A 23,276-nucleotide genomic window follows, 5' to 3' on the forward strand; every position below is an offset into this window, starting at 1 on the left:
GTTGCCGCCCATGCCGCGGCTGAATCCAGGCCACGCGAACACGGAGCGGTTGCCCAAGCTGTGGAATCGCGTGGCCCGGTTCTCATCCACGCGATCATCACCGGTGAGCCCCGGGAGCTGGCGCCGGATTCACGGGGACCGGGCCGATGGGCCGTCGCAGCGGAGATTATCGACCTGGCTGCAAACGGCATGCTCAACCGCTCCAGGACAAAAATACTGGTCACAGGAGGCGTCGGCTGGGATCGGGTGGTGCCTGGCCAAATAATCAGGACCGCGGGAAAACTGAAACCAGCGTGGCCRGGCCAAACCGAGGCCGGCGTGCTTGCCGCATCAACGGGACCCCTTCCTCCCGATCTTCAACCCCGCCACGAAGCGGGACAAGACAASSYGSTARRMCCTGCCYTRTTCAAGGAGCAATTCAGCGCCGCCGCCGAGTGGTTGGGCGGCGACGCCGAGTGGTTGGGCGGCGACGCCGCCGGCCTAATGCCAGGGATGGTCACTGGCGACACCTCGCGCTTGGACGAGAGCCTCGAAACAGCCATGAAGACAACCGGCACCACGCATCTCACGGCCGTCAGCGGAGAGACGGTTACAAAGGTGTATGGGTCAATTCTAGGCAACTAACGAGCGGCTTGCCTACGCCGTTTTGGCGCTCACAGCCTAGCTCGGCCGGGTGGCGGTGACGGTCTACGTGCCCTGATTTGTCGTTCTGCGACGGTCGAATTCAAGGGGCGTCCAGTTGCCCGATCGCCTGACTCTTTCAATCGTAGAACTGTGGTCTTCGGGTGGCTAGACAACTTGTCCACGGGTCTGCCTTGGCTTGGTTTGACTCCACTGCGGCTGGAGAAGATGCTCGAAGGTGCCAGCATCATGATCTCCTCCGTGGGCTTCGTCCGTGACCACGATTTCCGCGCGCGCCATGCTTGTCGGGTTGATCGCCGGGGGAAGCTGAGCCGGAGGTCTCTGCGCAGCTCGCGAAAGGAACGATGCGCTGCAAGATCTCTGACCAGCCTATGGGCAAGCTCAGACGAAGTGCAGGCCCAAATGACTGTGGGCACAATAGCATCGGCAAGACTTGCAGCGCTGGATTCCGGGAGGAGGCCAAGTGACGGACGTTGGGCGCAGGCGGCTCGGGAGAAGGCGGAGCGAACGCGCCCACGGCAATGCGGATGGATCCGAGGCGGCCTACGACGGCTCACTCTTGAAGTACGCGCACGGATTGACATTCGCTGAAGTGAAAGATTCTTCTTTCATTTAAGTCATCCCGTATCCAAATAATGAGCCCGTTGCTTGTCTTGGACTCGACTGTTCCGACATAGTCCTGACCTCCGAGCGCTCGAAATGACACGACGCCGCCGGGAGCCAGACGTGTCCAAATCGAGAGGGGGTGCTGCTCCATTTCTTCGTGAAGCTGTTCTTCTACCAGGTTCGGGTCATCTGGTTTCTGCTCTGTCATCAGCTGTCCTTCTCGGCGGGGTTGGGGCATAGGGTCCGGGTGACTTAACAGTGGTGACGCCGCCATCAGCGGTGCTGGCCTCGACCTCCAGCACGTCACCAGGCACGGCGACCGAGGCACCGGCCGGCGTGCCGGTGCGGATTATTTCCCCCTCCTCGAGGGCGAGGCGCCGGGAAAGGTCCGCGACAAGCCGGTCGAACGGGAAGAGCAGACCCTCGGTGATGTCGTTCTGGACCAGCTCACTGTTGTGCGGATGCGCAGTTTGGCTGCGTCGAGGGGCGTCTGGAGGAATCAGCGCGCGGCCAACCGGAGTGAAGCCGGCGCCCCTTGGACCGGAGGTTGGAGCCCTTGTCCGCATATCGAAGGTTGTAGACGCCGCGCTTGTTGCCCGCAGTGGCCGCAGCGCCGTGTCGCCATGCCGATGATGTTCCGGTGTACGGCCGCGCCGGGCTGCCCGGCCGGGGTGGCTGATGTGCACCGCGATCCCATGCGTGTACACGAAGCCCGCCCGGTCACGGTTCCTTGAGAAGATCGCATTGTCTCAGCGTCTTTAGAAGGGGCTGTCAAGCAGGACGGTCAGGTGCGCCATCCGCCATTGCCCGTCTGCTTCCTTGACCATGGAGGCGTGGTACCAGCCCGCGGTCAGAGTCTTGGTCACGCCTTTTTCCGTCGCCGTGATGAGCACGTAGCTATAGAGGTCGGCGGACGAAGACGTCTGGTTCTCGAAACGGAACGTGTGAATAGTGTGGCGACGCTGGTCCGTCTGCTGGTCGCGGATCGCCTTGAGTCTGTCGGCGATCGCCTGGTTGCCTGTGGTTGGGCCCCAGGAGGCATCCGACTTCGCAACCTTGCCGCTGGTGGTCCCCTCCTTGGTGAAGGTGTCCGCAAGCATGCCGAAGTTGCCTTCGTCGTAGCCCCACGCGTAGCGGGCGAGTGTATCCTGCATCGCCGCCCGATCGTTGGCCAGGGCAGCCACATCGTATGCAGTAGTCTCTTCGGTTGTCATGATCGTATGCTCCTTTGCATCGATGCCATTCCCGCTGGGCACGGCTTTTGGAGAGGACAGATAAAGTCCCGGTTGTGGGTGTTTTGCCGCAACGACGGCGCCGGTGCATTAACGACCCGGCGTGCCCGAATTTACCGCCAACAAGGCCGCCACCTTGGGGCATAAGCCGCGTAGCGTGATTCTTTCCTTCGGAGGGCACGTATGGCCCGGCACTGGACTACGGAGTGCGCGCCTCGATCTCCACCAGTTCCGCCGTTGCCGGTCGCGGAAGATGAAACGCTACGGCCTCGGTTTGAACGGCCTCGAGTATCCGCCGCTTATGGGCTTGGGCCAACAGCTGGATCTCGGGCGAGCGGGGACTCGTCCTGAGCAGTTCCAGGAGCCTGTCGTGGTCCTCCACGAATTCTGCCGCATGCCGCATGACAATGCCGAGGGTCGGCTTCCGGATGAGAGCCATCCGGCTGCGTTCGCTTTCCAACAACTCCATCAGATGTCCATTGGGGCAGGGAGCGCACAGGAGATCATGGAATTGGGCGTTGAGGTCCATAAAGCCCTCTGCATCGAAGAGTTCGCGCCTTCGACGCATCTCCTGATTAAGCTCGTCGGCCTGCCTGATCACCTCTGGGGTCACGTACGGGGCGGCGCCCGCAGTTGCAGCGCCCTCGAGCACAGCAATGACCGCCTGGGTGCTCTCGTAGGCGGCAGGATCAAGTTCGGCAACCCGCGCTCCGGCGTTGTGCTTGTAGGCGACATAGCCCTCGGCTTCCAGACGCCTGAGGGCCTCCCTGACAGGGAGCTGGCTCATGTCTGCTTCGCGGGAGATGTTTTCGAGCACGAGTCGGTATCCGGGAGCGTAGGTGCCGTCGAGAATGCGTCGCTTGACGTATTCATAGGCTTGGCTGGTTTTGGTGCCCAAGGGGCGGGCATTCTTCTTCATCGACTCACTGCTTCCGGTCGTCCTGAATCCCTGGCCTTTTAAAACGTCGAGTCCAACTGGAGTTCCTTGCGGGCAATCCGCCAGCCCGCAGGTGTTCGGACAACAGTGTCAGCATATGTGCCCACTGTTTTGATCGCGAGTCCGTCGATGTCACTGGCCGAAACAAGGACATAGGACAGCACGGATGCGATATCGTCACCGAGCGGTTCGATCTGGATGTTTGAGATGTGGTGACGCCGGACGTCGTTTTGCGATTCCTTGAATGCCTGGATCTGACCCACGATCGCTACCGGCCCCTGGTGGGGGCCAAACGTCGGGCCGTCTGTGATGTGCATGATGTAGGTTGCATCCGGAGTGAAGCACTCCCGGAGTGAAGCAAAGTCTCTGCGGTCGTGGTGAACTCCGTAGCCGGTCGTGAGTTCCTGGATTTCCAGCCGGTCGAGGGCGGTCAGTGTGCCGGCAACGGTCTTGTTGGTCATGTTGGTGGTCCGTTCTGTGAAGGGGTCAAAGTGAGAAGTTGAGGTTCAGCGTCCGGCGGTCTCGCGCACCTTCCACTGCACTGCCTTGTACTGGCGTGGCCAGTAGTCGACATGGACGTTTAGTTCACGGGCCGCGCGCAGGGCGAAGTGCGGGTCGCGGAGCATCTCCCTGCCGAGCATGACGGCATCTGCGCGCCCGCTGGCGACCACTTCCTCGGCATACTTTGCTGTCGTGATGAGGCCGACGGCGGACGTGGGCACCTCCGAGGCTGATTTGATGTGGTCCGCGAGGGGCACCTGGTATCCCTCGCCTACCGGGATTTCGACGCCGTCTATCAGTCCGCCGGTGGAAATGTCGAAAACGTCCGCTCCGCGGTCGCGTGCCATGGCGGCGACGACGGCGGTCTGTTCCTGGTCCCATCCGCCTTCTGCCCAGTCCGTCGCGGAGAACCGGACAAAGAGGCCGTGGTCATTGCCAATGGCTTCCCGCACCGCGGCGACGATGCGCAGCAGCAGCCGTGCCCGGTTTTCGAGGGATCCGCCGTATTCGTCAGTGCGGGTGTTGCTGAGCGGAGACAGGAACTCGTGGATGAGGTACCCGTGCGCTGCGTGGATTTCGATGATGTCGAATCCTGCCTCGACGCTCCTCCGGGCTGCTGCCGCGAAGTCTTGGACGACCTCGTCGATGCCTGCATGATCCAGTTCCCGGGGCACATCGAATCCCGGAAAGGCCAGGGACGAGGGAGCCACTGTCTTCCAGCCGCCTTCCGCGAAGGGCTTGGTCGTGCCGCAGCGTTCGTCGAAGAGCCGGTAGTCGGAGGCCTTCCGGCCGGCATGGGCCAACTGGATTGCGGCCGTTGCGCCCTGTTCGTGAATCAAGCGTACGATGCGCGCCCATGCGTCACGCTGCTGGTCGTTCCACATACCCGTATCTTCGCTCGAGATGCGGCCGATGGGGTTCACTCCGGTTGCCTCGGCCATGACGAGGCCTGCTCCGCCTGCAGCGAACTGGCCCAAATGCATCAGGTGCCAATCGTTGGGGACACCGTCCTGGTTCTCACAGGAGTACTGACACATGGGGGAGACCCAGATCCGATTACGGATCGTCGTCGACCGCACGGTCAGGGGCTGGAAAAGAGGGGAAGTCGTCATATCTAAACCTTCCATGAAGTTTCTGCCGGGCCGGCATGCCGATACGGCAACTGGCTCCCGCCGTTGGCGGACTCGTTCGGGAAAACCTTCTGCCGACCCCTTGTGAATATGATCATAAACTAGATATGATCAGATCCACAATCCCAAAAACGCAGCTTTCGAACATCTCCTCGGACCCAAAGAGGAGCACTGGGAAGGGCGATCTCAAGGAAGATTCCGGGTCCGCACGGTAGGCCCGGACCAACTACTTCTCCTCCTCTTGGAAGGCATACCCATGATCACTTCGGACACTGACGTCCGTACCGGTTCGGATGCTCTACGGATAGAAAATTTGTCCAAGACCTTTTCAGGACAGCGCGCGCTGAATGAAGTCTCGTTCGCTGTGCCGCGCGGAAAAATCACGGCCTTGCTCGGCATGAACGGCTCGGGCAAGTCCACCCTTATCAAGGTCCTCGCCGGCGTCTACCAGCCAGACCCGGGCGCCGCGCTCACCATCGGCGGCACCGCCATGCCGCTGCCCATGACGCCGCGGACCGCCCATGAAGCGGGACTGAGGTTCCTCCACCAGGATGTCGGCCTGGTGGACAGCCTGACGATCGCAGACAACTTCGCCTTCGTTGACCGGTTCCGGGCACCAGGTACATTCGGTCCGATCAGCAAACGCCGCCAGCACGAACACGTCGCCGCGACACTCGAAAAGTTCGCCATCTCCGTGCACCCGGGAGCGCTGGTCGGCTCGCTGAACCCCACCCTGCGGACCATGGTCGGCCTGGCTAGGGCCTTTCAGGACGAAGAGGAATCCGGAGTGCAGGCATTCGCGAAGAACATCGTCGTCCTTGACGAGCCGACGGCATCCCTTCCTGTCGAGGAGGTGGACACGATCCTGACCTCGCTGGAGGAGCTGAAAGCCAACGGCGGCACGGTGATCTATGTCAGTCACCGAACTGAGGAGGTCAAGCGGATCGCCGATCAGCTGGTAATTCTCCGGGACGGAAAGCTTGTTGCCGACGAGCCGATCGCCGAGCTGGGCGTGGACGACATTGTTTCCCGCGTTGTGGGGAAACGTCTTGAGAAAACCCGGATCCCAAGACGCGGTCTGCGCGAAGGAGATGTAGTTCTCGCTGCGCAGGGGATCACCGGGCGGCGGCTTCGGGGGGTGGATCTAAAAGTCCGCTCCGGTGAGATTCTAGGCGTTGCCGGACTGGTCGGCTGCGGGCGCAGCGAACTGATCCGCATTCTGGCGGGGGCCCAGAGCCCGTCGTCAGGCCACATGGAACTGGCCGGGAAGAGCTACGCGCCGGATTCACCGGCAACTGCCATCGCAGCCGGTGTGTCGTGCGTACCCCAGGAGCGACGCCGCGAAGGCGCGGTGCTGCCAATGTCCGTCCGGGAAAACATCACTCTAGGCCGGTTGAAGACCTTCACCCGAAACGGTGCCCTTGACGGCCGCAAGGAGCGCAACGGGGCACTGCGGCTGATCGAGCAGTTCTCGGTCAAGCCAGCGGACCCCTCCCGACTCATTGGGCTCCTTTCAGGAGGGAACCAGCAGAAAGTCGTCGTCGCCCGTGCCGCCGGGTTCGGCGGCACCGCGCTGCTTCTGGATGAACCCACACAGGGCGTGGACGCTCTGGCCAAACAGGAGATCGCCAACATTGTCCGGGGCCTGGCCGCAGACGGGTTGGCCGTGATTCTGGCATCGACAGACTTCGAGGAGTTCGTGGGGCTTTGCGACCGGGTCCTCATCCTTGACCGCGGTCGGCTCGTCGCTGAGGCCACCGGCGAGGACATCAATGAGGAGCATCTCGCTCTCCTCTGCGCCCAACAGGGAGCGGCGGCATGAATCCGCCGACGGCACCCACCAAGACCCCCGAGATTTTCCAGAAGGAAGCCATGAGCACCACCGCAAGCAGCACCCAGGAACGCACCTCCACTAAAACCACCAAGCCGGCGCGGAAGCGGCCGGACGTCGGCACCATCGCGACCTCCTACGGCGTCATTATCTTCCTTGTCCTGATGATCATCGTCTTCTCCGTCCTCCTTCCGGACACCTTCCCGACGTCCGACAACGTCAAGGCCATCCTGTCGGATCAATCGATCCCGGTTATTCTCGCCCTGGCCGCGATCCTTCCATTGGCAGCCGGAGAATTTGACCTCTCCCTCGGCGCAATCCTCGGGTTCAGCGCAATCACCGCGATCGCGCTCTCCAACGCAGGTGCCCCGCTGCCGGTGGTGATCCTGGCCTGCCTGGCAGTAGGCGCCATCGTCGGAACCGTCAACGCAATCCTTGTGGTCAAGGTGGGCGTGAATGCGTTCATCGCCACCCTCGCCTCGGCGACCATCCTGTCCGGGCTCAACCTGCTCGTAACCGGCAGCTCCCTCCTTGTCCTCGGCTCCGACGCGTTCGGTGCCCTGACGACGACGCGGGTGTTCGACCTCCAGGTGGTGCTGGCCTATGCAATCGTGCTCAGCCTTTTGTTGTTCTACGTGATCGAGAAGACGCCGTTCGGGCGTTACCTCCGTGCTACGGGGATGGGGCGGGACGCGGCACGCCTCAGTGGCGTGAGAGTAGACCGGTACCTGGCCTCGTCGTTCATTGTTGCCGGGATCCTCGCGGCGCTGGCAGGGGCGCTTCTGGCCTCCCGCGGAGGCACCGCGGCCCCGACCCTGGGCCCGGAATTTCTCCTCCCGGCTTACGCTGCCGCGTTCTTGGGCGCGACGACGATCAAGCCCGGCTACTTCAATGTCTGGGGCACCGTGATCGGCGTCGTTCTTCTGGCGGTCGGCAGCAATGGCCTCACCCTCCTCGGCGCCCAGACCTGGGTCACAAACATCTTCAACGGTGCCGCTCTCATGATCGCGGTCTCGGCATCAGTCCTCGTCGGCAAGCGCCGCCGCAAGGCCTCCAGCTGACCACACAACCAGTAAGTACATTTCCCGATTACCCCGTTCGAAGGGATCACCATGACCAGAATCAAGCACGGCTCCGCGGCCTGGGCTGCGGTCCTCGCAGGGGCCTTGGCACTGACAGGATGCGCCAGCTCGCAGGGAACCCCAAGCAGCGGCGGTGGAAACAACGATGTATCGGCGGCCCGGAAAGTCCTCGGGGAAGCCACGGCCAAGGTCACCACATTCGACTTCCCCGCCGAGCAGGTCGCTGCGCCCAAGGACAAGCTCGTTGTCGCCGTCCCCTGCGCCTACGCCGCCGAGGGCTGCAAGCGCGAAGTCGACGCCATCGCCGAAGCCGCCAAAGCCCTCGGCTGGCGCTACCAGATGATCGATCCCGCCGGCGACCCCGACAAGATGCGCGCCGCCGTCCGGACAGCGATCCAACTCCACGCCGACGGGATCTTCCTTGGATCCATTCCGTCGTCGGTGGTCAAGGATGACATCCTGACGGCGAGGTCCGGCGGCATCAAGGTTGTCAACATGTCCGAACCGGCGCCGGATGGCTTTGCCGATGCCAATACCCTCTACGATCACACCAAGGCCGGGCGTTGGAACGCCGCCTACCTGACGGTCGCCACCAAAGGCGCCGGCAAGGTCATCTCGGTCAACGACCCGGAATTCCCCTCCGTCGTCGAATGGCATCAGGGTTTCGTGGACGGGCTCAAGGAACTCTGCCCGGGCTGCCGGATGGTCAAGGACACGAACTTCCAGATCGCAAACCTTCAGACCCAGGTTCCAACCGACTTCCAGGCCACCCTGCAGGCGAACCCCACGGCCAACGCGGTATGGACCGCGTATGACCCGGTTGCACTCTCCCTCGCCCCCGTGATCAAACGCTCGCCGCAGAATGGAAAGATCACCGTCGTCTCCCAGAACGGCGATCCGGGCGCGCTCCAGGCCATCAAAGCCGGTGACCAGCCTTTCAAGGCGACTATCGGCGTCAGCGTTGAATGGCAGTCCTATGCTGCCGTTGATCAAATGGTCCGCCTGCTCGCAGGCAATCTGCCGGCGAGCCTCAAGACCGTCAATGTCCCCGAAAAGCTCATCAGCGCCGACAACGTCAGCTCCATTCCGTGGGATGGAGACCTGGACTGGAAGGACACCTACCTCAAACTCTGGAAGACCAGCTAACCCAAACAAACGTGCCGGGGCGGGGTGGAAATCCCCGCCTGCACACCCCATCAAGTGAACAAGCCGCCGAAAGACTGCGGCAACAAATTCAAAGGAGAACACCATGGGACGCCTCAGCGGAAAAGTCGCACTCATCACCGGCGCAGCAAGCGGGCAGGGGGCGGTCGAGGCCGAACTCTTCGCCAACGAAGGCGCGAAGGTCGTCGTCGCCGATATTAACCAGCAGGGGGTGAACGCGGTCGTCGACCGCATCCGTCAGGCCGGAGGGGAGGCGCTCGGCATTGAACTCAACGTCACCGACGACGCTGCCTGGACCGCAGCAATGGACCGGATCCGAGCCCGGTTCGACGGCCTCGACATCCTTGTCAACAACGCCGGTATCCTCTCGCTGGACGGCATCGCCAAAATCGACCGTGCCGAATGGGACCGGGTCATCAATGTCAACCAGACCAGCGTCATGCTGGGTATGAAGTACGGAAATGCGCTCATGCGTGAAGACGGCAAGGGCGGCTCCATCGTCAACCTCTCCTCCACCTACGCACACGTCGGCAGCGGCGCAGCCGTCGCATACCAGGCCGCCAAGGCCGCCGTCTTCATCATGACCAGGACCGCCGCCGTCGAATTCGCTCCCGACGGCATCCGGGTCAACTCCGTAGCCCCGGGCATCATTGAAACTCCCATGACCAGGGAAGTGCTCGCCGCCGCCGGTGACGCCCACCCAGACATCACCCGCACCCCGCTACTCCGGGCGGGCCAGCCGCACGAAGTCGCGAACGCCGTTCTCTTCCTTGCCTCCGACGAAGCGTCTTACATTACGGGTACGGAACTCATGGTCGACGGCGGACGCACCATCTCCTGACCCTCCCCGCCCACCACGTGCACCAACAATCCAGAATGAACAATCTGAAAGGTATTACCGTGACCGCAGCTACCACCCCTGAAACCTGCACCCCGGCATGGGCTCACGCCACCGGAACCATCGACCTGCAGCCTGCACCGCCCGTTCCCTCCGACCTCACCTCGTTGGCCAACCGTCTCATGGTCCTGGAAACTGCCTCCCGCTACGCGATTGCGTATGACGAGCGGCGACTGGATGTTTTGGAAAGCCTGTTCACTGAATCTGTGACGTTCTCCTACCGCGTCGGCGAGGGGCCGCTCTCAAGCGAAAACGGCCGTGCAGGTGTCATTAAGTGGCTCGGGGAAGTCATGGAGTCCCAGTCCGACCAGCGCCGGCATGTTCTCGGCAGCATGACCGTTGAACGTCTCACCGACGATGAAGCAGTGGTTATCGCCTACCTCGCAATCTACGGGGTGGAAAAGGACGCTCAGCTGATCACCACCGGGCTCTACCGGTTCAGCATGATCAAGGAAGACAGCCGTTGGAAGATCGACGAGGCCATCGACGCCCTCGACCGGCCCTTCTAAATTGAAACTCCCCATGAACGAAGGGACAAACGCTTGACCAAGGAACTGGACGGCAAAGTCGCCGTCATAACCGGGGCAGGGCAAGGCATAGGCCGGGGTATGGCCGACGTGCTCGCAGCCGAAGGAGCCCGCGTCGTCGTAACGGATCTCGAGCTGCCGAGGGCTCAGGAAACCGTCGAAGCCATACGGCAGCGCGGCCACCAGGCGCTGGCGCTGAAGCAGGATGTGCTCGACATGTCCTCCACACGGGAGGTCTTCGCCCAAGCCGAGCACGAGTTCGGGACAGTGGACATCCTGGTCAACAACGCAGGTACGGCCCGGCAGATGCCGTTCCTTGCGGTGACCGAAAAAAGCTGGGATCTCGTCAACGACATCAACGCCAAGGCCGTGTTCTTCGCCTGCCAGACTGCCGGCACATACTTCCAGGAAAAAGCCGGCGGAAAAATCGTCAACATAGCGTCAATGGCGGGGAAAAACGCCATTGACGAGTACTCGGCCTACAACGCATCAAAGTTCTCGGTGATCGGGATAACCCAGTCGGCTGCCCTTGAACTCGCCAAGCACAACGTCAACGTGAACGCGGTCTGCCCCGGCATAGTGCGAACGCCCATGTGGGACACCCTGGACCCTGATCAGTGGGAGCGCCAGATAGCCCGTGTGCCGCTCGGCCGGGGGCAATACCCTGAGGATATTGGAAACGCCGTGGCCTTCCTCGTGTCGCCGCGAGCCAAAAATATCACCGGCGCGTCCTTGGCGGTAACCGGCGGACTACAGATGTGGTGACTTTCACCGAATTCTGCCCCGCCATGAAACAGGAGCCTCAAACATGATCAAGTACCGACCCCACCACACTGCTATTTCCGTCCGCGACCTGGACGCTTCCCTCGCTTTCTACACGGCACTGGGCTTTGTCGAGGTGAACAGGACAAATTTCGACGGGGCGACGCTCACCCATCTCCAACTTGACGAATACGCCCTCGAACTTTTCGCATACGGGAAAAACAAGCACCTGCCACCGCTGAGTCCCGGATTCGGGAATGACCTCGACGTCATCGGCCTTAAGCATCTTGCTTTAGCCACAGACGACATCGACGCCACCCTTGCCCAGCTGAGGCGCCAAGGCCTTGCCGATGACACAGTCGAAGTCGGGGCCCTGCCCGACGGCAAGGCGAAGTGGGTCTTCATCCAGGATCCGGACGGTCTTTGGGTCGAATTTCTCCAGGAAGAAAGATTCTCCATCTATTCACGACCATGGCCGGTAACGGCCGAAGCCATCCCCTGAACGTGAAGGAGCAGAATGGCAAGAATTGCTGTTTTTGGAGCAGCCGGAAGAATCGGTTCCCGAATTGTGTCAGAAGCCCTCACCCGCGGTCACGACGTCACCGCGGTGGTCCGGGATCCAAACACGGTCTCGGGCATGGAACCCGGGACGAGGGTCGTCGCCGGCAACGTCCTGGATCCGGATTCGGTCAAAGCCATAGCGTCCGAACATGACGTCGTGGTCAGTGCGGTCGGCGGGGCGGGAGGGCAGGAGAACCTGGCCACTATCGCCCCTGCTGCCCGCTCGCTGATTGCCGGGCTTCGCTCCGCCGGGGCCGAAGCCCCGCGTCTGGTGACAGTCGGAGGTGCCGGCTCTTTGCGCACACCGGGAGGTGGACAGGTCTGGGACCGGCCGGGCATTCCAGAGGACGTGCTGCAGACCATGCATGCCCATGGTGATGCCCTGGAGTTCTACCGCACTGTGGATGACCTGGATTGGACCAGCATCAGCCCGGCAGCCAAGATCCAGCCGGGACGGCGAACAGGCACCTACCGGACGGCGAACGATGACCTGATCACCGACGAATCCGGCAACAGCACAATCTCATTCGAGGATTATGCGGTTGCAGTCATCGATGAAATCGAATGGCCAAAGCACCGCCGTCAGCGTTTCACAGTCGCCTATTAGCCCGGGTTTCCCGGGACGCGGGCGAACATTGCGTTGGGCCGCTGCGAAGCATTGCTTCGCAGCGGCCACTCGACGTTGGCTTGCATATCGCAGCACCCCATCGGGGACCAAGGAAGACGAAGATGATCGACTACACCGTAAATTCGGCTGATGCATGGGAAGCCCTATGCGTTGAGCAGTTCCAGCTTTGCAGCCTTGATTGGGCCGCGCCAAGTTTCGATGCCGGCCTCCGTGCATCGGCGAGCACGGCGCAACTGTCACTGCGGATGCTCACCGCCGGACCCTTCGGGGTCTCCCGGACCGCGCGCGATATCCGCCGGCATGACTGCGATGACCTCATGGTCGTTCTGCACGACGCCGGAGCCGCGGGACGTGTGGAACACAAGGGTCGGCAGTCCGAACTGCGTCCAGGGGACGCGGTAATCATCGACACGACCCGCCCCTATGCATTCGACTTTCCACAGCCCATCCAGCAAGCGGTCTTGAAAGTTCCCCATGGGCTGGCTGGCAGGCTCGCTCCGGACGCCGGCCGCGTCTTTCATGCCTCTGACGGCCCACTGGGCAGAGTCTTAAGGACAATTCTTCGGGAGTTCGCCGAAATCGACGAACCGATTCGTTTCGGATCAGACCAGAGCAATCAGAGCCTTGAGGCCACATCGTTGGCCGTGGCCGCCGTGGATCTTGTCTCCGCCATGTACGCCTCAGGCTCATCATGCATCAGTGGATTGGCAGGGCAGACGGCACTGCTGAAGTCCGGGCAGGATCTAGTGCGGACGCGGTTCCGCGATCCGGCGTTGACACCATCGCTCATCGCTGAGCATCTGCGGATTTCTCCGCGCCTGCTCGCCCGGATTTTTTCGCAGGCCGGAACCACGCCGGCGTCCTACATCAGGGATGTTCGTCTGGAGGAAGCCGCGCGTCTTCTTCGTTCCTCCTACCATCGCGACGTACCCATCTTCGATGTCGGACTGCGCGTCGGCTTTGCCGACCCCACGACGTTTACGAGGGCATTCAAGCGTGTCCACGGCGTCGTCCCGTCGGAGTTTCGCGCCGGCGCCCGTGCCGTTACGGCGGCTTGAACAACTCCGGCAACGAGATCGCCGCCGCCTTCGCGCTACCAGGCAAAGGCGGCGGCGAAGGAACTAGCTTCGGTAGGTCCCCAGTTCCGCGAGGGGGATTGTGAGGACAGACGGCCAGTCCATGAAGCGGCCGGTGTCTTCGTTGAGGGCGATGCCTTCGGGGCTTTCGAAGGCAGTTGCTGCGTCGCCTTCGTTCTCGAAGGTGTACTCGGAGTAGGCGGCGTAGTCGATTGCGTCATCGCCCCTGTAGCCCTCTTTAAGGATGCGTGTTTGGCGGTAGGACAGCAGTCCGGGGAGTTTTTCGGCGAGCGGTCTGTGGACCTCCGTGTAGTGCTGGTAGAACTTTTCGAGGGTGATCCCGGGCTTTGGGCGGGTGAGGAACGCCAGTGTGTAGGTCATGGTGGTGCTCCTAGGAGGGGAATTCGATTTTGCCGACCAGGTCTTGGAGGGCCAGGACCTGGCGGGGAAGGTATTCGGCAACGGTGAGGGCGACGACGTCGGCTTCACCGTTGAGTGCGGCGATGGTCTTCGCCACGGAATCGCGCGTGAGTCCGTCGGGCTCCATGCCAAGTCCAAGGACGAGGTCGTTGCTGTCGATGACGTCCAGATCGAGGTGGATGGCCACTTTTGAGCATCCGGTGGCCTTTAGCCAGTCGATCAGGCTGTCGGTTCCTTGGTTGAGGACGTTGGGAGGGAAAGTGGCGAGTCCCCAGGCTTCGATGTTGGGCAGTTCGTCCTCTGCCCAGGAGTGCAGCCCGGCGAGGGCGATCCGGGAGGAGTGGATGGTTGCGGGTAGTGCGTTGAGCACGTCCGGGTCTCCGTGGCCGGTCAGGTGTGAGATTGCCATGGCGTGGTAGCCGTCGTAGTTGCTGCTGGGCAGGGTGCAGTCCGGGTGGGCGTCGAGCCAGACGACGGCGAGGTCGTCGCCGTATTTCGCGGCGAGGTGGCTGAACGGGGCGACGCTGACGGAGCATTCGCCGCCAAGGGTGGTGACGCGGTCCGGATCGGCGTCCGCCAGGATGTTGAGTGCGGCCTGGAGTTGTTCGATGATGACGTCGCGGGCGTAGACGCCCCGGTCGGTGCCCAGGGTGGGGGAGTGGCCGGACACGGGGACGGTTTCGGTCCGCTGGCCTGCGGCTTCAGGGACCAGGAGGTCGAGGATGCGGGTGCCGAGGGAGTAACCGGTCTGGGCGGCGGGGAGCGGGAGTTCGGGTGCGAGGGTTCCGACGACGTCGGGCGCGGCGCCCTGCCATTGTGGCCAGAGCAGGCGGAGTGAGTTCGCGTGGTTCTTCATGCGGAGAGGTTTCCTTCCATTGGTTGGGTGGGCGCGGATGCCGGGAGGGGCGGCTCGTCGAGCGTGTTGAGCGGTGCTGCGCGGACGGCGTCGAACTCTTCCGTGAAGTCGCGGCGGCGCATGAAAAGCAGGTAGGAGCCCGAGGCGACCGCGAGACCGACGGCGAACGAGATATCCGCTCCGCCCAGGGCGGCGGCGACGGGGCCTGTGTAGATCGAGGTGCTGAAGAACGGGATCATGGCGAGGAACCCAAGGGCGTAGCTGATCATGCCGGGCACGCCCCAGCGGCCGTAGATCCCGCCGTCGGAGCGCATGATGTCGCTGATCGAGTACACGCCGCGGCGGACGACGTAGTAGTCGGTGAGGTTGACCGCGGTCCACGGGATGAGGAAGTAGCCCAGGATGCTCAGGAACGCGTTGAAGGCGGGAAGGAAATCTGCCGGCAGGAACAGGGTGGCGGCGATGACGACGACGCCGGCCCCCGCCAAAGTGATCGCTCGCACCGCTCCGCTGGACTTCAGGGGGCGGAACGCTTCGAATGCGCTCAGGAGTGAGACGCTTCCGCTGTAGAAGGACAGGGAACATGTGATGAGGCAGGAGACGACGGCGACAGCCATGGACGCGGTGCCGAGTCCGAACCCGAACTTGTCGCCCATGTCCCGGATCGCGGCGATGAGGTCGGCGCCCTGTGGTGAGGCGAGGGCGAGGGCGGCGCCGAGGGCTTCGAGCCATACGGCCGAGAGCAGGGTGCCGCCGAACACCGCGGCGGATACAGCGCGTCCGCTGGTTTTGAACGGCAGGTATCGGGTGTAGTCCGAAACCATCGGGGCTATGGCGATCTGGTACATCGCGGCGGCCCCGAACTGGGCAAGGAAAGCGACGGGCACGAAGGCGCTGTTCCCTAGGAGGGAACCGATCGGGAGGACGACGAGGGCCGCGACAGTGAGGAGGGCGAGGTTGGCCAAGGTGACGAATGAGGCAACCTTTTCCACCCGCAGCAAGAGCCGGTAGCCCACGACGGCGAGGACGACGGCGGCTGCCCCGATGACGACGTCGAACGTTGTGGTCTGGTCCACGGTGATGGCGGCGAGCGACGACGAGGCGGTTTGGATGAGGAAGATCGCGAAGCCAAGCTGGACGATCGTGACGGCGGCGAGGGGGAGGACCGCTCCCCGGGACCCGAACTGGACTCTGGACTGGATCATTTGCGGCAGGCCCATGTGCGGTCCTTGGGCGCCATGGAATGCCTGAAACAGGGTGCCGAAGACGCTGCCGACGACGACGGCGAGCAGCGTCCACGTCAGGCCCAGCCCCATTGCTGGTCCGACGGCGCCCGTGAAGAGGGTGATGAGGGTTGCGTTGACCATGAACCAGAACTGGACCTGGGTCCGGACGGTGCCGTGCCGTTCCTGTTCCGGCACGTGGTCGAACGAGCGGGATTCGACAATGCTCTCGCGTTGCTCCATGCGATTCTCCGATGAGTGAAAACAGTATGCGTGTTGGGGTGATGAAACGCTACGCCTTATCGGCGGGCTCGGATCGGCGAATTTTGCACGGCTTTCCCGGCAATGTGTGCACGGGCGGTCTCTCGAGGCAGGGAGTCCGCGACCACCTATGGTCAGCGATTTCCCGGGCCCGGGGGACAACCCGTGGCCGAAGCGGAGCAGCGGTGCGGCAGCATCGAAGGGGACATCGGACTGGCTCGCTTCAACCGCTGCGATGGACGAGCGCCGCTTGAACGGCAGATTCCCCGCGGTGTGCGGCGCCCAAAGAGGACGGTCAACTACGGCCTTGTCCGAAGCGCCGAAAGAAGCACAGTAATTGGCGACGACAGCGGCGGCTTCCGGGAGGATTTCCGGAATGATGGCTGGACGGTCAATGTAAATGTCAACGACGGAGTGGCTAGACAACCTGTCAACGGGTCTGCTTTGGTTTGGCCGCCAGACGTCTCCTCATTACTTCTGGTCGAGTATCTTCTGAGCGCTTTCCTGAGCCTGCAGAGCTTCAGGGGTGACGACCTGCCCGCTCAGATGTCCGGCCTCAGATATGAGCTCCCGAAGCTCGTGCACGGAACGCGGACTGCTGACGCCCAGATGAGCCACGGCGTGGCAATTGGCGCACAGCGGGATCAGGTCGGCGACGGGGTCCAGCACGTAGTCCGGGCCAAGCTGTGAAACCGGCACGATATGGTGAACCTGCACGAAGTTCTTGGCGACCTCCCCGTACCGTTCCTCGAAAGAGAACCCGCAGGCAGCGCATGTCGTTCCGTGGAAGGCAAGGCATGCGCGCCGGGCACGCGAGCTGTGTTCGTATCTGTTCACCGTCACCCGGGTGACTGTTCCTTCAGGGTGGCCACCTGGCACCAGAGCGAGCGGATCCGGGAACAAGGAAACAGCATGCTCGCGCCACAACCGGCGGACTTCGGGTTCGGCTGCCTCCGGCAGGGGCTGGCCGGACTGCTTCAGTGTGTCCCACTGAATGAGGGGCATCGCGCGCTTCAGGACGTCAACGAGGATCTGCGAACCCAACGGGAGCAGAGCGTCGAATGAGACGTCGACGTAGTTCAACGTCCGGGAAGAACCCGACTGGTGCGGCACAGCGAATGGCTCCGACATAATGGAGCCGTGGCCGATGAGCCCGCGGCTGTGCTCATATTGGCCTTGCAGGAGCAGCCATGCCTCGGTTCCAGGCTGGACGTGGTGCCCACCCACGCTCCATCGTTCCCGGTATTCGCCGGTTTGCGCGATCAGTTCGATGACCGCATCGTAATTCCAGCCGTTCCACCGGCTTGGATCCCATCCCAGAATGACCGCCGCCATAAATCCTTATCCTGCCACGGCTGCGCCGCGAGCCAGAGCGGTGGCTGGCTTAAAACAGGTCGTTGAGGCGAAGGCGACTTTAATCGAGCCCAGTGGCCCCAACCGTCAGAACGCCTGGCAGCGCACCGCGAAGCTATAGCTCCCTCGCTGCACATCTGGAAGGCCTCACGACCGACAGGATCGGAGAACGGTTTGAAGCGTCCATTCAGTTACACGTTGCTGGGCGACGCCCTCAATCTCTGGGAGCGCTGGCGAGGCCGTGTCCGCTGCTGCTTGGGCATTTGTCCGAGCGGACGGGCGAGATCCGAATGTACAGCCGACTTGCGGTCGACCTTCGGCACCGGTGGCCTTCCCACGTCTCTGGGCTGGTACTTACCAACCCCAACGGGCAGCAAACCACAGCATCAAGTCGTTGGGCTCAGGGGCTGCCAAGTTCGTCCCCAAAGTCCACTTCGTCGGGCTGTGTCACGCCAGTCCCTTCGAAGATCCCCGGGCCACCGATGGCATCAAGAGCCCGGCGCATTCGGTTTTGACTGTCAATAAGCCCATCGACCATCTCGGGCCAGCGTACGGTGTCGGTGACCTTTGCGACGATCACCTTAAGGGGCTCTTCGACGACCTCGTCGTCGACAGCTCGAAGCTTTGCAACACGTCGACAAGCGCAACAAGAAGCTGGTGGGGCGGCTCGATGCCATCGCCGAGCTGCCGCTCGGCAAACTTCCATGACCACACTCTCGACCTGTTCGGCGACGCCTACGAGTACCAGATGCAGAGGTACGCCTCCCAAGCCGGACCACACGGAGGAGGGTTCGCCCGCACTCCACTACGGCCAGATCCACACGCACTACGGAACCAGGACCGACTCGATGAGGTCATTCACCGACCCTGTGATGGCAGCGAAGCTGCGGCGTGCCAAGCCCGGCGACCTCATTATCGCGACGACTAGCGAGGGCGATGCTGCTGTCGCCAAAGCCGCGGCATGGATTGGCGACGGGGAGGTGGCCGTCAGTGGCGACGCCTACATCTACAGACCCCCCGGGGCTATGTGACGGAATACAACCAGGAGGGGGATCGTGTCTTGGTTGGGCGTCAAGGTGCACTTAGCCGTAACACTAAGCGGCCCTCTGGCAAGTGCGCTTATCGGGGCACGGGGAAGCACTGCCGTCGCGTGACGTGGTGAGGGAAAACAACCGCATCATGGTCCCAGATAAGATCAGGAGGAGGTAGTGCGCTCAAGCGCTGCCATGGCTCGTTGGGGGAAGAGGAACCGTGGCCGAGGAACGTCCGAGCCAGCCGGGGGCACCGCGGCAGCAGATCAAGCTGGGCAGCCTCGCTCCTGAATTCGAGAACGGCCAGCACGGGATCTACGTGCGGCACCTTGAAGAGGCGGTCCTCGATAAGCGGAACCGCAACATCGCCCTCACCGGCCGCTACGGAGCCGGCAAGTCCAGCGTGCTGGATGACTTTCAGAAGAAGCACGACAAAGACACTGTCCGTATCAGTATCAACACCCTTGGCCCGGATAAAGATGACGAGGACCTGACCAACCGGATCCAGAAGGAACTGGTCAAGCAACTCGTCTACCGGCTGACACCAGGGAAGATCCGTCGATCCCGGTTCGCCCGGCCCAAACCCGTGACCAAGGGCCGTGCGTTCCTTCATGCCCTCTTTATCAGCGTGGTGGGCCTGGGGTTTCCGTGGGTGCTGGGGGTGCGTTCCGGACCCGGCTGGCCGGACGCTGCAGCTGACTTGCCCGGGTACCTCGTGCGGGCGGGAATGCTTTTCATTCTTGTTCTGGTGTCCCTGTGGGCGGCCCGGTGGATCATCGGCGACCGAATCGTTTCGGAGGTCACGACCGCCGGCACGAAAATCGCCCTGGGTGAAGGCCCGACCACCTACTTCGACAGCTTTCTCGATGAGATCGTTGCCTTCTTTGACACCGTCAAGCCGAAATTCGTGATCTTCGAAGATCTGGACCGCTTCGAGGATCCACAGATCTTCGACTCGCTCCGGGAACTGAACACCCTCATCAATTCTTCCGCGAACTGGCAGCCCAGTGACGCGCCTCTGCGGTTCATCTACGCCATCAAGGACAGCCTGTTCGAGCAGCTCGGAAAGGAACCGGAACTCAAGGACGGCGAGGCTAAAGCCACTGACGGCCCGGACGGCACCACGGCCAGCGCGAAGCCCCGGCTCGACATTGCTGCAGAGGCCGTCCGGCGGGCGAACCGGACCAAGTTCTTCGAAATCGTCGTTCCCATGGTGCCGTTCATCTCTCACCGCAACGCCCGTGACCTCCTCGCCGAGGAGCTGGTAAAACTCGGTCTTGACGAGAACGACGTGTCACGTCCCCTCCTGGACCTGATCGCACGGCACACCACCGACATGCGCCTGATGAAGAACATCTGCAACGAGTTCGTGGTGTTCGCCGAGCACCTCCTGTGGACGAAGACCCCTGCGCCGGGCATGACGGCGGACCATCTCTTCGCGCTGGTTGCGTACAAGAACTTCCACCTCGCCGATTTTGAAGCCATCTCACAGCGCGCCAGCACGCTCGATGAGCTCGAACGGATCCATCGCGACGAGGTAAGGACCCTGATTGAGGGTCTGCAGGAGCAGCGCCGCAACCGGATGAGGACCGAGGAACAGCGGGAGCGGAAAGAGGAGACCGCTGCGAAGCTGGGAAGTCGGCTCCGCGAGATCAAGGACTTCTTCCCCCCGACAAGCGGCCACCCGTACGTTTCGGTCACGGTTGATGACGAAGGCTACGGGTTCGATGCCGCCGGCTCGGTGGAATTCTGGGAGCGCGTCGCCAAGTCGAAAACCTTCTCCATTGTCCAGAGGTATAACTCAACCCCCGTCACGCCCTCTAGAGAACAGATCAGCCGCGTCTTCCCAGAAGTCATTAATTCCACGGAATGGCTGGATCCTGATCCTGAAGAGCTCGCCCGCCTGATCGATCGGTACGACCGGGACATCGCGACGTTGCGAGGAGCGGACTTCGCCGGACTGGCCAGCTACGAGCGCCTACCAAAGGGGCGAATCGGGTTCGACCAGCGCATCACCGACGTACTTGACTCAGAGCTGGCACGCGACCTCGTACGGCGGGGTTTCATCACACGCAACTACGCCGAATATTCCGCGATCTTCTACGGCAAGTTCGTTGGCGTCGATGTCGCCTTCTTCTACAACCACAGCATCCAGCCGAACGAGATGTACGTTGACTACGAGTTCAAGTCGGAGAAGGCCATGAGCAATCTGCTTGAGCAGGTGCCGGCCGATTTCACAAGCAGCGTGAGCGCGCTGAACCTCCAAGTCGCGTCCCACTTGCTCAAAGAAAAACCCGAAGACGCGAAGCAACTTGTCGCGTACGTCGTCACGCATGACGGCAAGGATGTCCAGAAATTCCTTGACGCATTCCTCAATGCGCCCGACGCCCCGCGTGAACTCCTCGTCCAAAAGTTGACGGAACACCCGTGGCGCGATGTCTTCGAGTACCTCGCGGGCCATCCCGGTATCCCGGACGAAGAGACACGGCTGAAGCTGTTCGACAGGGCGCTCCTGACCGGGCTGCATGCCGACGTCTACGAGATCGGCGAATCCTCTCGGGCGCTCCTCGAGTCTTCCTATCCGCGTCTCACCGCCGTCCGCGAGAGTCAGACCGCAACACAGACTGAGCGGGTCTTCGAATTCCTTGAGGCGGTGGAGCTGGTGGTCACGGACCTTGGCGAGCTGAACGCCCCGCTCCGTGTTCGTATCGTGGCAGCGCACAGATACAAGGTCAGCGCGCCAAACCTGCAGCTGGCACTCGGCGTGGACGTAGCCCCGACGCTCGACGAAGTGCGCAAAATACAGAGCGTGTGGGAGTTCTGCAAAACACGCATCGACGACTACGTCGCCGCGATGGAGGCCGACGGGTCGGCCCAGCCGATCGTGCTCATGGAGTCCGTACTGGTCGATGTCATCAACGAGCAGCACGGCTCTTGGACGGAGGACCAGCTGCGCGACGTGATCGAGCGGAGCGCCGCTTCCGCCACAATCCAGGAGATCGAGGACGTCCCGGAGCCGACCTGGCCCTTGATCGTGGATGCGGGCCTCATGGCTCCTACCGTCGCCAACATATTCGCTTACGCACTGGCCCATGGAGTCGACGAACGTCTGGCTGGCCTTCTCGTCCCGGACGGAGCCGATCAGGTCGAACTGCAGGACTTCGAGGAGGTTGCGGACCCGGACCGAGGCGTCCTCGCAGTCCGCTTGCTGAATGCTTCGGCGCATCTGGCAGCGCAGGCCCGGGTCCAGCTCGTCAAGCAGCTGAATCTCGAGTCCGCGATTGAGCTCGCTAAGGTGACTCCGGGCCCCGACCAGCTACTCGCCAGGGCGCTGGAGGCGAAGCTGCTGCCGGATACCTTTGACACCTTCGCTCATTTCGCGACGTGCGGGTGGGAATCGGTCTCTGAGGCCTTCGCGGTGTCGAAGAATGCCTCGGGTTTCATGACACCGGCGCTCTTGGCGGGTTTCGTCGGCGAGTTCGTGGAGAGCCCGTGGATTCCTGACGAGCTGCGTCGGATGGTGGTCGAGCGCCTTGGCGACTATGTGCCCGGCGACGACAAGAAAGCTCTACGCGCCGCTGGACAGTTCGCGATCGGCAACCAGATCTGGCTGTCTCTCGGGGAGATCCGCCGTATCGCTCGTGTTACACAGGACCCGGACATAGTCCTGCGTCAGCTGACCTACGCAAGAGACACCGCCCCGGCCGATCTCTCGGGCATCCTTGCGTCCCTCGGCCAGCCCTACGACGGGCTGTCGGCAGGTCCCGGGTCAGAGTTCGACCTCCCCGCAGGATCGTCGAACGAGACGCTGTTCAAGCGCCTCGAAGCCGCCGGGAGGATCGAGATCGTCCAGAAGATCATCGGACGCGGAAGGAAGGTCCGGAACCTTGTATGAGACCCGAGCGGAGAAGCGCGAGCATGGCTACGGGTGACCCGTTGAATCTGGCACACTCTTCTCAGCGTGAGTCCATCCGCGCGTAGCGTCACAGAATCGATCCTTGCAAAGCTTGCCGTGGACGAAGCGGCGAGACTCGCCGCCCTCGCGCGAGAAGCAGTCGAGGCCGGCGACCATACGTCAGCCGTCGGACACCTCGTCCGGCTCTTCAATGTTCAGTCCTGATGGTGATCTGAAGACACCAGGGCCTGAACGGTGACTGTCGATCATCGCTGCGGGCGCTGAGTCTCGTGTCGAAGGTCGCACGGGTCGCTCGTTGTCGCCCAAACAAGGTGCATACCCGAGTGACTTCGATCTAAACCGCGTTAGACCGTGTGAAACACCTGTAAAATCTGGACAGACAATGACCAGGTGGTCGCCGTCCGTCCCGAGGAGCGCAGTATTGAGCGAACCATGGCTTTCTGCCGACGCGATTGCTGCCCACCTCGGCGTGACTAAGGAGACCGTCTACACCTGGATCGCCGAACGCTCCATGCCAGCCCACAAGATCGGCAGGCTCTGGAAGTTCCAGACCAGCGAGGTCGACGCCTGGGTCCGCAGCGGCGGGGCCGCGATCTCGAACGAGGGCGATGGCAGTGGAAGACGCTGAGCAGAGTTGGC

At 62.4% G+C, this 23,276-nt stretch carries 23 protein-coding genes and 1 pseudogene; 14 read left to right on the forward strand and 10 right to left on the reverse strand.

Annotation, left to right across the window (positions count from 1 at the left end):
- Positions 1-624 (forward strand): annotated as a pseudogene (locus E1809_RS21090) (ComEC/Rec2 family competence protein); the annotation flags it as partial.
- Positions 625-1,195: 571 nt separating this feature from the next.
- Here E1809_RS21090 and E1809_RS21095 read toward each other — a convergent pair.
- The 6 genes from E1809_RS21095 to E1809_RS21120 form a co-directional block, all read right to left on the reverse strand.
- Complete coding sequence (locus E1809_RS21095) at positions 1,196-1,456, reverse strand: hypothetical protein (protein WP_133206211.1); 261 nt, start codon at positions 1,454-1,456, stop codon at positions 1,196-1,198.
- Complete coding sequence (locus E1809_RS21100; RefSeq protein WP_374102714.1) at positions 1,434-1,814, reverse strand: fumarylacetoacetate hydrolase family protein; 381 nt, start codon at positions 1,812-1,814, stop codon at positions 1,434-1,436. The genes E1809_RS21095 and E1809_RS21100 overlap by 23 nt, the downstream gene beginning before the upstream one ends.
- A gap of 192 nt (positions 1,815-2,006) precedes the next feature.
- Positions 2,007-2,462, reverse strand: coding sequence for a nuclear transport factor 2 family protein (locus E1809_RS21105; RefSeq protein ID WP_133206212.1), 456 nt, complete (start codon positions 2,460-2,462; stop codon positions 2,007-2,009).
- A 217-nt stretch (positions 2,463-2,679) separates the two neighbouring features.
- The gene (locus E1809_RS21110) at positions 2,680-3,399 is read right to left on the reverse strand and encodes a GntR family transcriptional regulator (protein WP_133206213.1); all 720 of its coding nucleotides are present in this window, start codon (positions 3,397-3,399) and stop codon (positions 2,680-2,682) included.
- Positions 3,400-3,437: 38 nt separating this feature from the next.
- Positions 3,438-3,878, reverse strand: a complete 441-nt coding sequence (locus E1809_RS21115; protein WP_133206214.1) for a nuclear transport factor 2 family protein — start codon at positions 3,876-3,878, stop codon at positions 3,438-3,440.
- A 45-nt stretch (positions 3,879-3,923) separates the two neighbouring features.
- Positions 3,924-5,030, reverse strand: coding sequence for an NADH:flavin oxidoreductase/NADH oxidase (locus E1809_RS21120; protein ID WP_133206215.1), 1,107 nt, complete (start codon positions 5,028-5,030; stop codon positions 3,924-3,926).
- Positions 5,031-5,304: 274 nt separating this feature from the next.
- Between E1809_RS21120 and E1809_RS21125 the strand changes: the two genes are divergently transcribed.
- The 9 genes from E1809_RS21125 to E1809_RS21165 all read left to right on the forward strand — a co-directional run bounded on the left by E1809_RS21125 (position 5,305) and on the right by E1809_RS21165 (position 13,559).
- On the forward strand, positions 5,305-6,870 hold the full coding sequence (locus E1809_RS21125; RefSeq protein ID WP_133206216.1) for a sugar ABC transporter ATP-binding protein: 1,566 nt from the start codon (positions 5,305-5,307) through the stop codon (positions 6,868-6,870).
- Positions 6,867-7,940 carry an ABC transporter permease gene (locus tag E1809_RS21130; RefSeq protein ID WP_133206217.1) on the forward strand — a complete coding sequence of 358 codons (1,074 nt, stop codon included), beginning with the start codon at positions 6,867-6,869 and terminating at the stop codon, positions 7,938-7,940. Before E1809_RS21125 ends, E1809_RS21130 begins: the two co-directional genes overlap by 4 nt.
- 51 nt (positions 7,941-7,991) lie before the next feature.
- Positions 7,992-9,107, forward strand: a complete 1,116-nt coding sequence (locus tag E1809_RS21135; protein ID WP_133206218.1) for a sugar ABC transporter substrate-binding protein — start codon at positions 7,992-7,994, stop codon at positions 9,105-9,107.
- Between the two features lie 103 nt (positions 9,108-9,210).
- The gene (locus E1809_RS21140; RefSeq protein WP_133206219.1) at positions 9,211-9,966 is read left to right on the forward strand and encodes an SDR family NAD(P)-dependent oxidoreductase; all 756 of its coding nucleotides are present in this window, start codon (positions 9,211-9,213) and stop codon (positions 9,964-9,966) included.
- Between the two features lie 35 nt (positions 9,967-10,001).
- Positions 10,002-10,532, forward strand: a complete 531-nt coding sequence (locus E1809_RS21145; protein WP_133206220.1) for a nuclear transport factor 2 family protein — start codon at positions 10,002-10,004, stop codon at positions 10,530-10,532.
- Positions 10,533-10,565: 33 nt separating this feature from the next.
- A complete protein-coding gene (locus E1809_RS21150; protein ID WP_165962436.1) occupies positions 10,566-11,315 on the forward strand; it encodes an SDR family NAD(P)-dependent oxidoreductase in 750 nt (249 codons plus the stop codon).
- Positions 11,316-11,358: 43 nt separating this feature from the next.
- Positions 11,359-11,814 (forward strand): VOC family protein, encoded by a 456-nt coding sequence (locus tag E1809_RS21155; RefSeq protein ID WP_133206222.1) that lies wholly within the window; start codon positions 11,359-11,361, stop codon positions 11,812-11,814.
- 15 nt (positions 11,815-11,829) lie between these two features.
- The gene (locus E1809_RS21160) at positions 11,830-12,480 is read left to right on the forward strand and encodes an NAD(P)-dependent oxidoreductase (protein ID WP_133206223.1); all 651 of its coding nucleotides are present in this window, start codon (positions 11,830-11,832) and stop codon (positions 12,478-12,480) included.
- A gap of 122 nt (positions 12,481-12,602) precedes the next feature.
- Positions 12,603-13,559: a helix-turn-helix domain-containing protein gene (locus E1809_RS21165; protein WP_165962437.1), complete on the forward strand. Its 957-nt coding sequence runs from the start codon at positions 12,603-12,605 to the stop codon at positions 13,557-13,559.
- Between the two features lie 63 nt (positions 13,560-13,622).
- On the opposite strand, the gene E1809_RS21170 is transcribed toward E1809_RS21165, so the two are convergent.
- The 4 genes from E1809_RS21170 to E1809_RS21185 form a co-directional block, all read right to left on the reverse strand.
- Positions 13,623-13,958, reverse strand: coding sequence for an EthD domain-containing protein (locus E1809_RS21170; RefSeq protein WP_133206225.1), 336 nt, complete (start codon positions 13,956-13,958; stop codon positions 13,623-13,625).
- Positions 13,959-13,968: 10 nt separating this feature from the next.
- A complete protein-coding gene (locus tag E1809_RS21175) occupies positions 13,969-14,853 on the reverse strand; it encodes an arginase family protein (RefSeq protein ID WP_133206226.1) in 885 nt (294 codons plus the stop codon).
- On the reverse strand, positions 14,850-16,319 hold the full coding sequence (locus tag E1809_RS21180) for a purine-cytosine permease family protein (protein WP_133206227.1): 1,470 nt from the start codon (positions 16,317-16,319) through the stop codon (positions 14,850-14,852). Before E1809_RS21180 ends, E1809_RS21175 begins: the two co-directional genes overlap by 4 nt.
- 489 nt (positions 16,320-16,808) lie before the next feature.
- Positions 16,809-17,672: an HNH endonuclease gene (locus E1809_RS21185; protein ID WP_133206228.1), complete on the reverse strand. Its 864-nt coding sequence runs from the start codon at positions 17,670-17,672 to the stop codon at positions 16,809-16,811.
- Positions 17,673-18,538: 866 nt separating this feature from the next.
- Between E1809_RS21185 and E1809_RS21195 the strand changes: the two genes are divergently transcribed.
- The 4 genes from E1809_RS21195 (at position 18,539) to E1809_RS21205 (ending at position 23,265) form a co-directional block, all read left to right on the forward strand.
- Positions 18,539-18,721 (forward strand): restriction endonuclease subunit S domain-containing protein, encoded by a 183-nt coding sequence (locus E1809_RS21195; protein ID WP_205754288.1) that lies wholly within the window; start codon positions 18,539-18,541, stop codon positions 18,719-18,721.
- A gap of 220 nt (positions 18,722-18,941) precedes the next feature.
- Positions 18,942-22,616, forward strand: coding sequence for a YobI family P-loop NTPase (locus E1809_RS21200; protein WP_133206229.1), 3,675 nt, complete (start codon positions 18,942-18,944; stop codon positions 22,614-22,616).
- A 66-nt stretch (positions 22,617-22,682) separates the two neighbouring features.
- Positions 22,683-22,841 (forward strand): hypothetical protein, encoded by a 159-nt coding sequence (locus tag E1809_RS27175; RefSeq protein ID WP_205754289.1) that lies wholly within the window; start codon positions 22,683-22,685, stop codon positions 22,839-22,841.
- 217 nt (positions 22,842-23,058) lie between these two features.
- Entirely contained in the window at positions 23,059-23,265 is a 207-nt protein-coding gene (locus tag E1809_RS21205; RefSeq protein WP_133206230.1) for a helix-turn-helix domain-containing protein, read from the forward strand.
- Positions 23,266-23,276: the final 11 nt, after the last annotated feature.

Source organism: Arthrobacter terricola, from assembly GCF_004354015.1.
Taxonomy (GTDB): domain Bacteria; phylum Actinomycetota; class Actinomycetes; order Actinomycetales; family Micrococcaceae; genus Arthrobacter; species Arthrobacter terricola.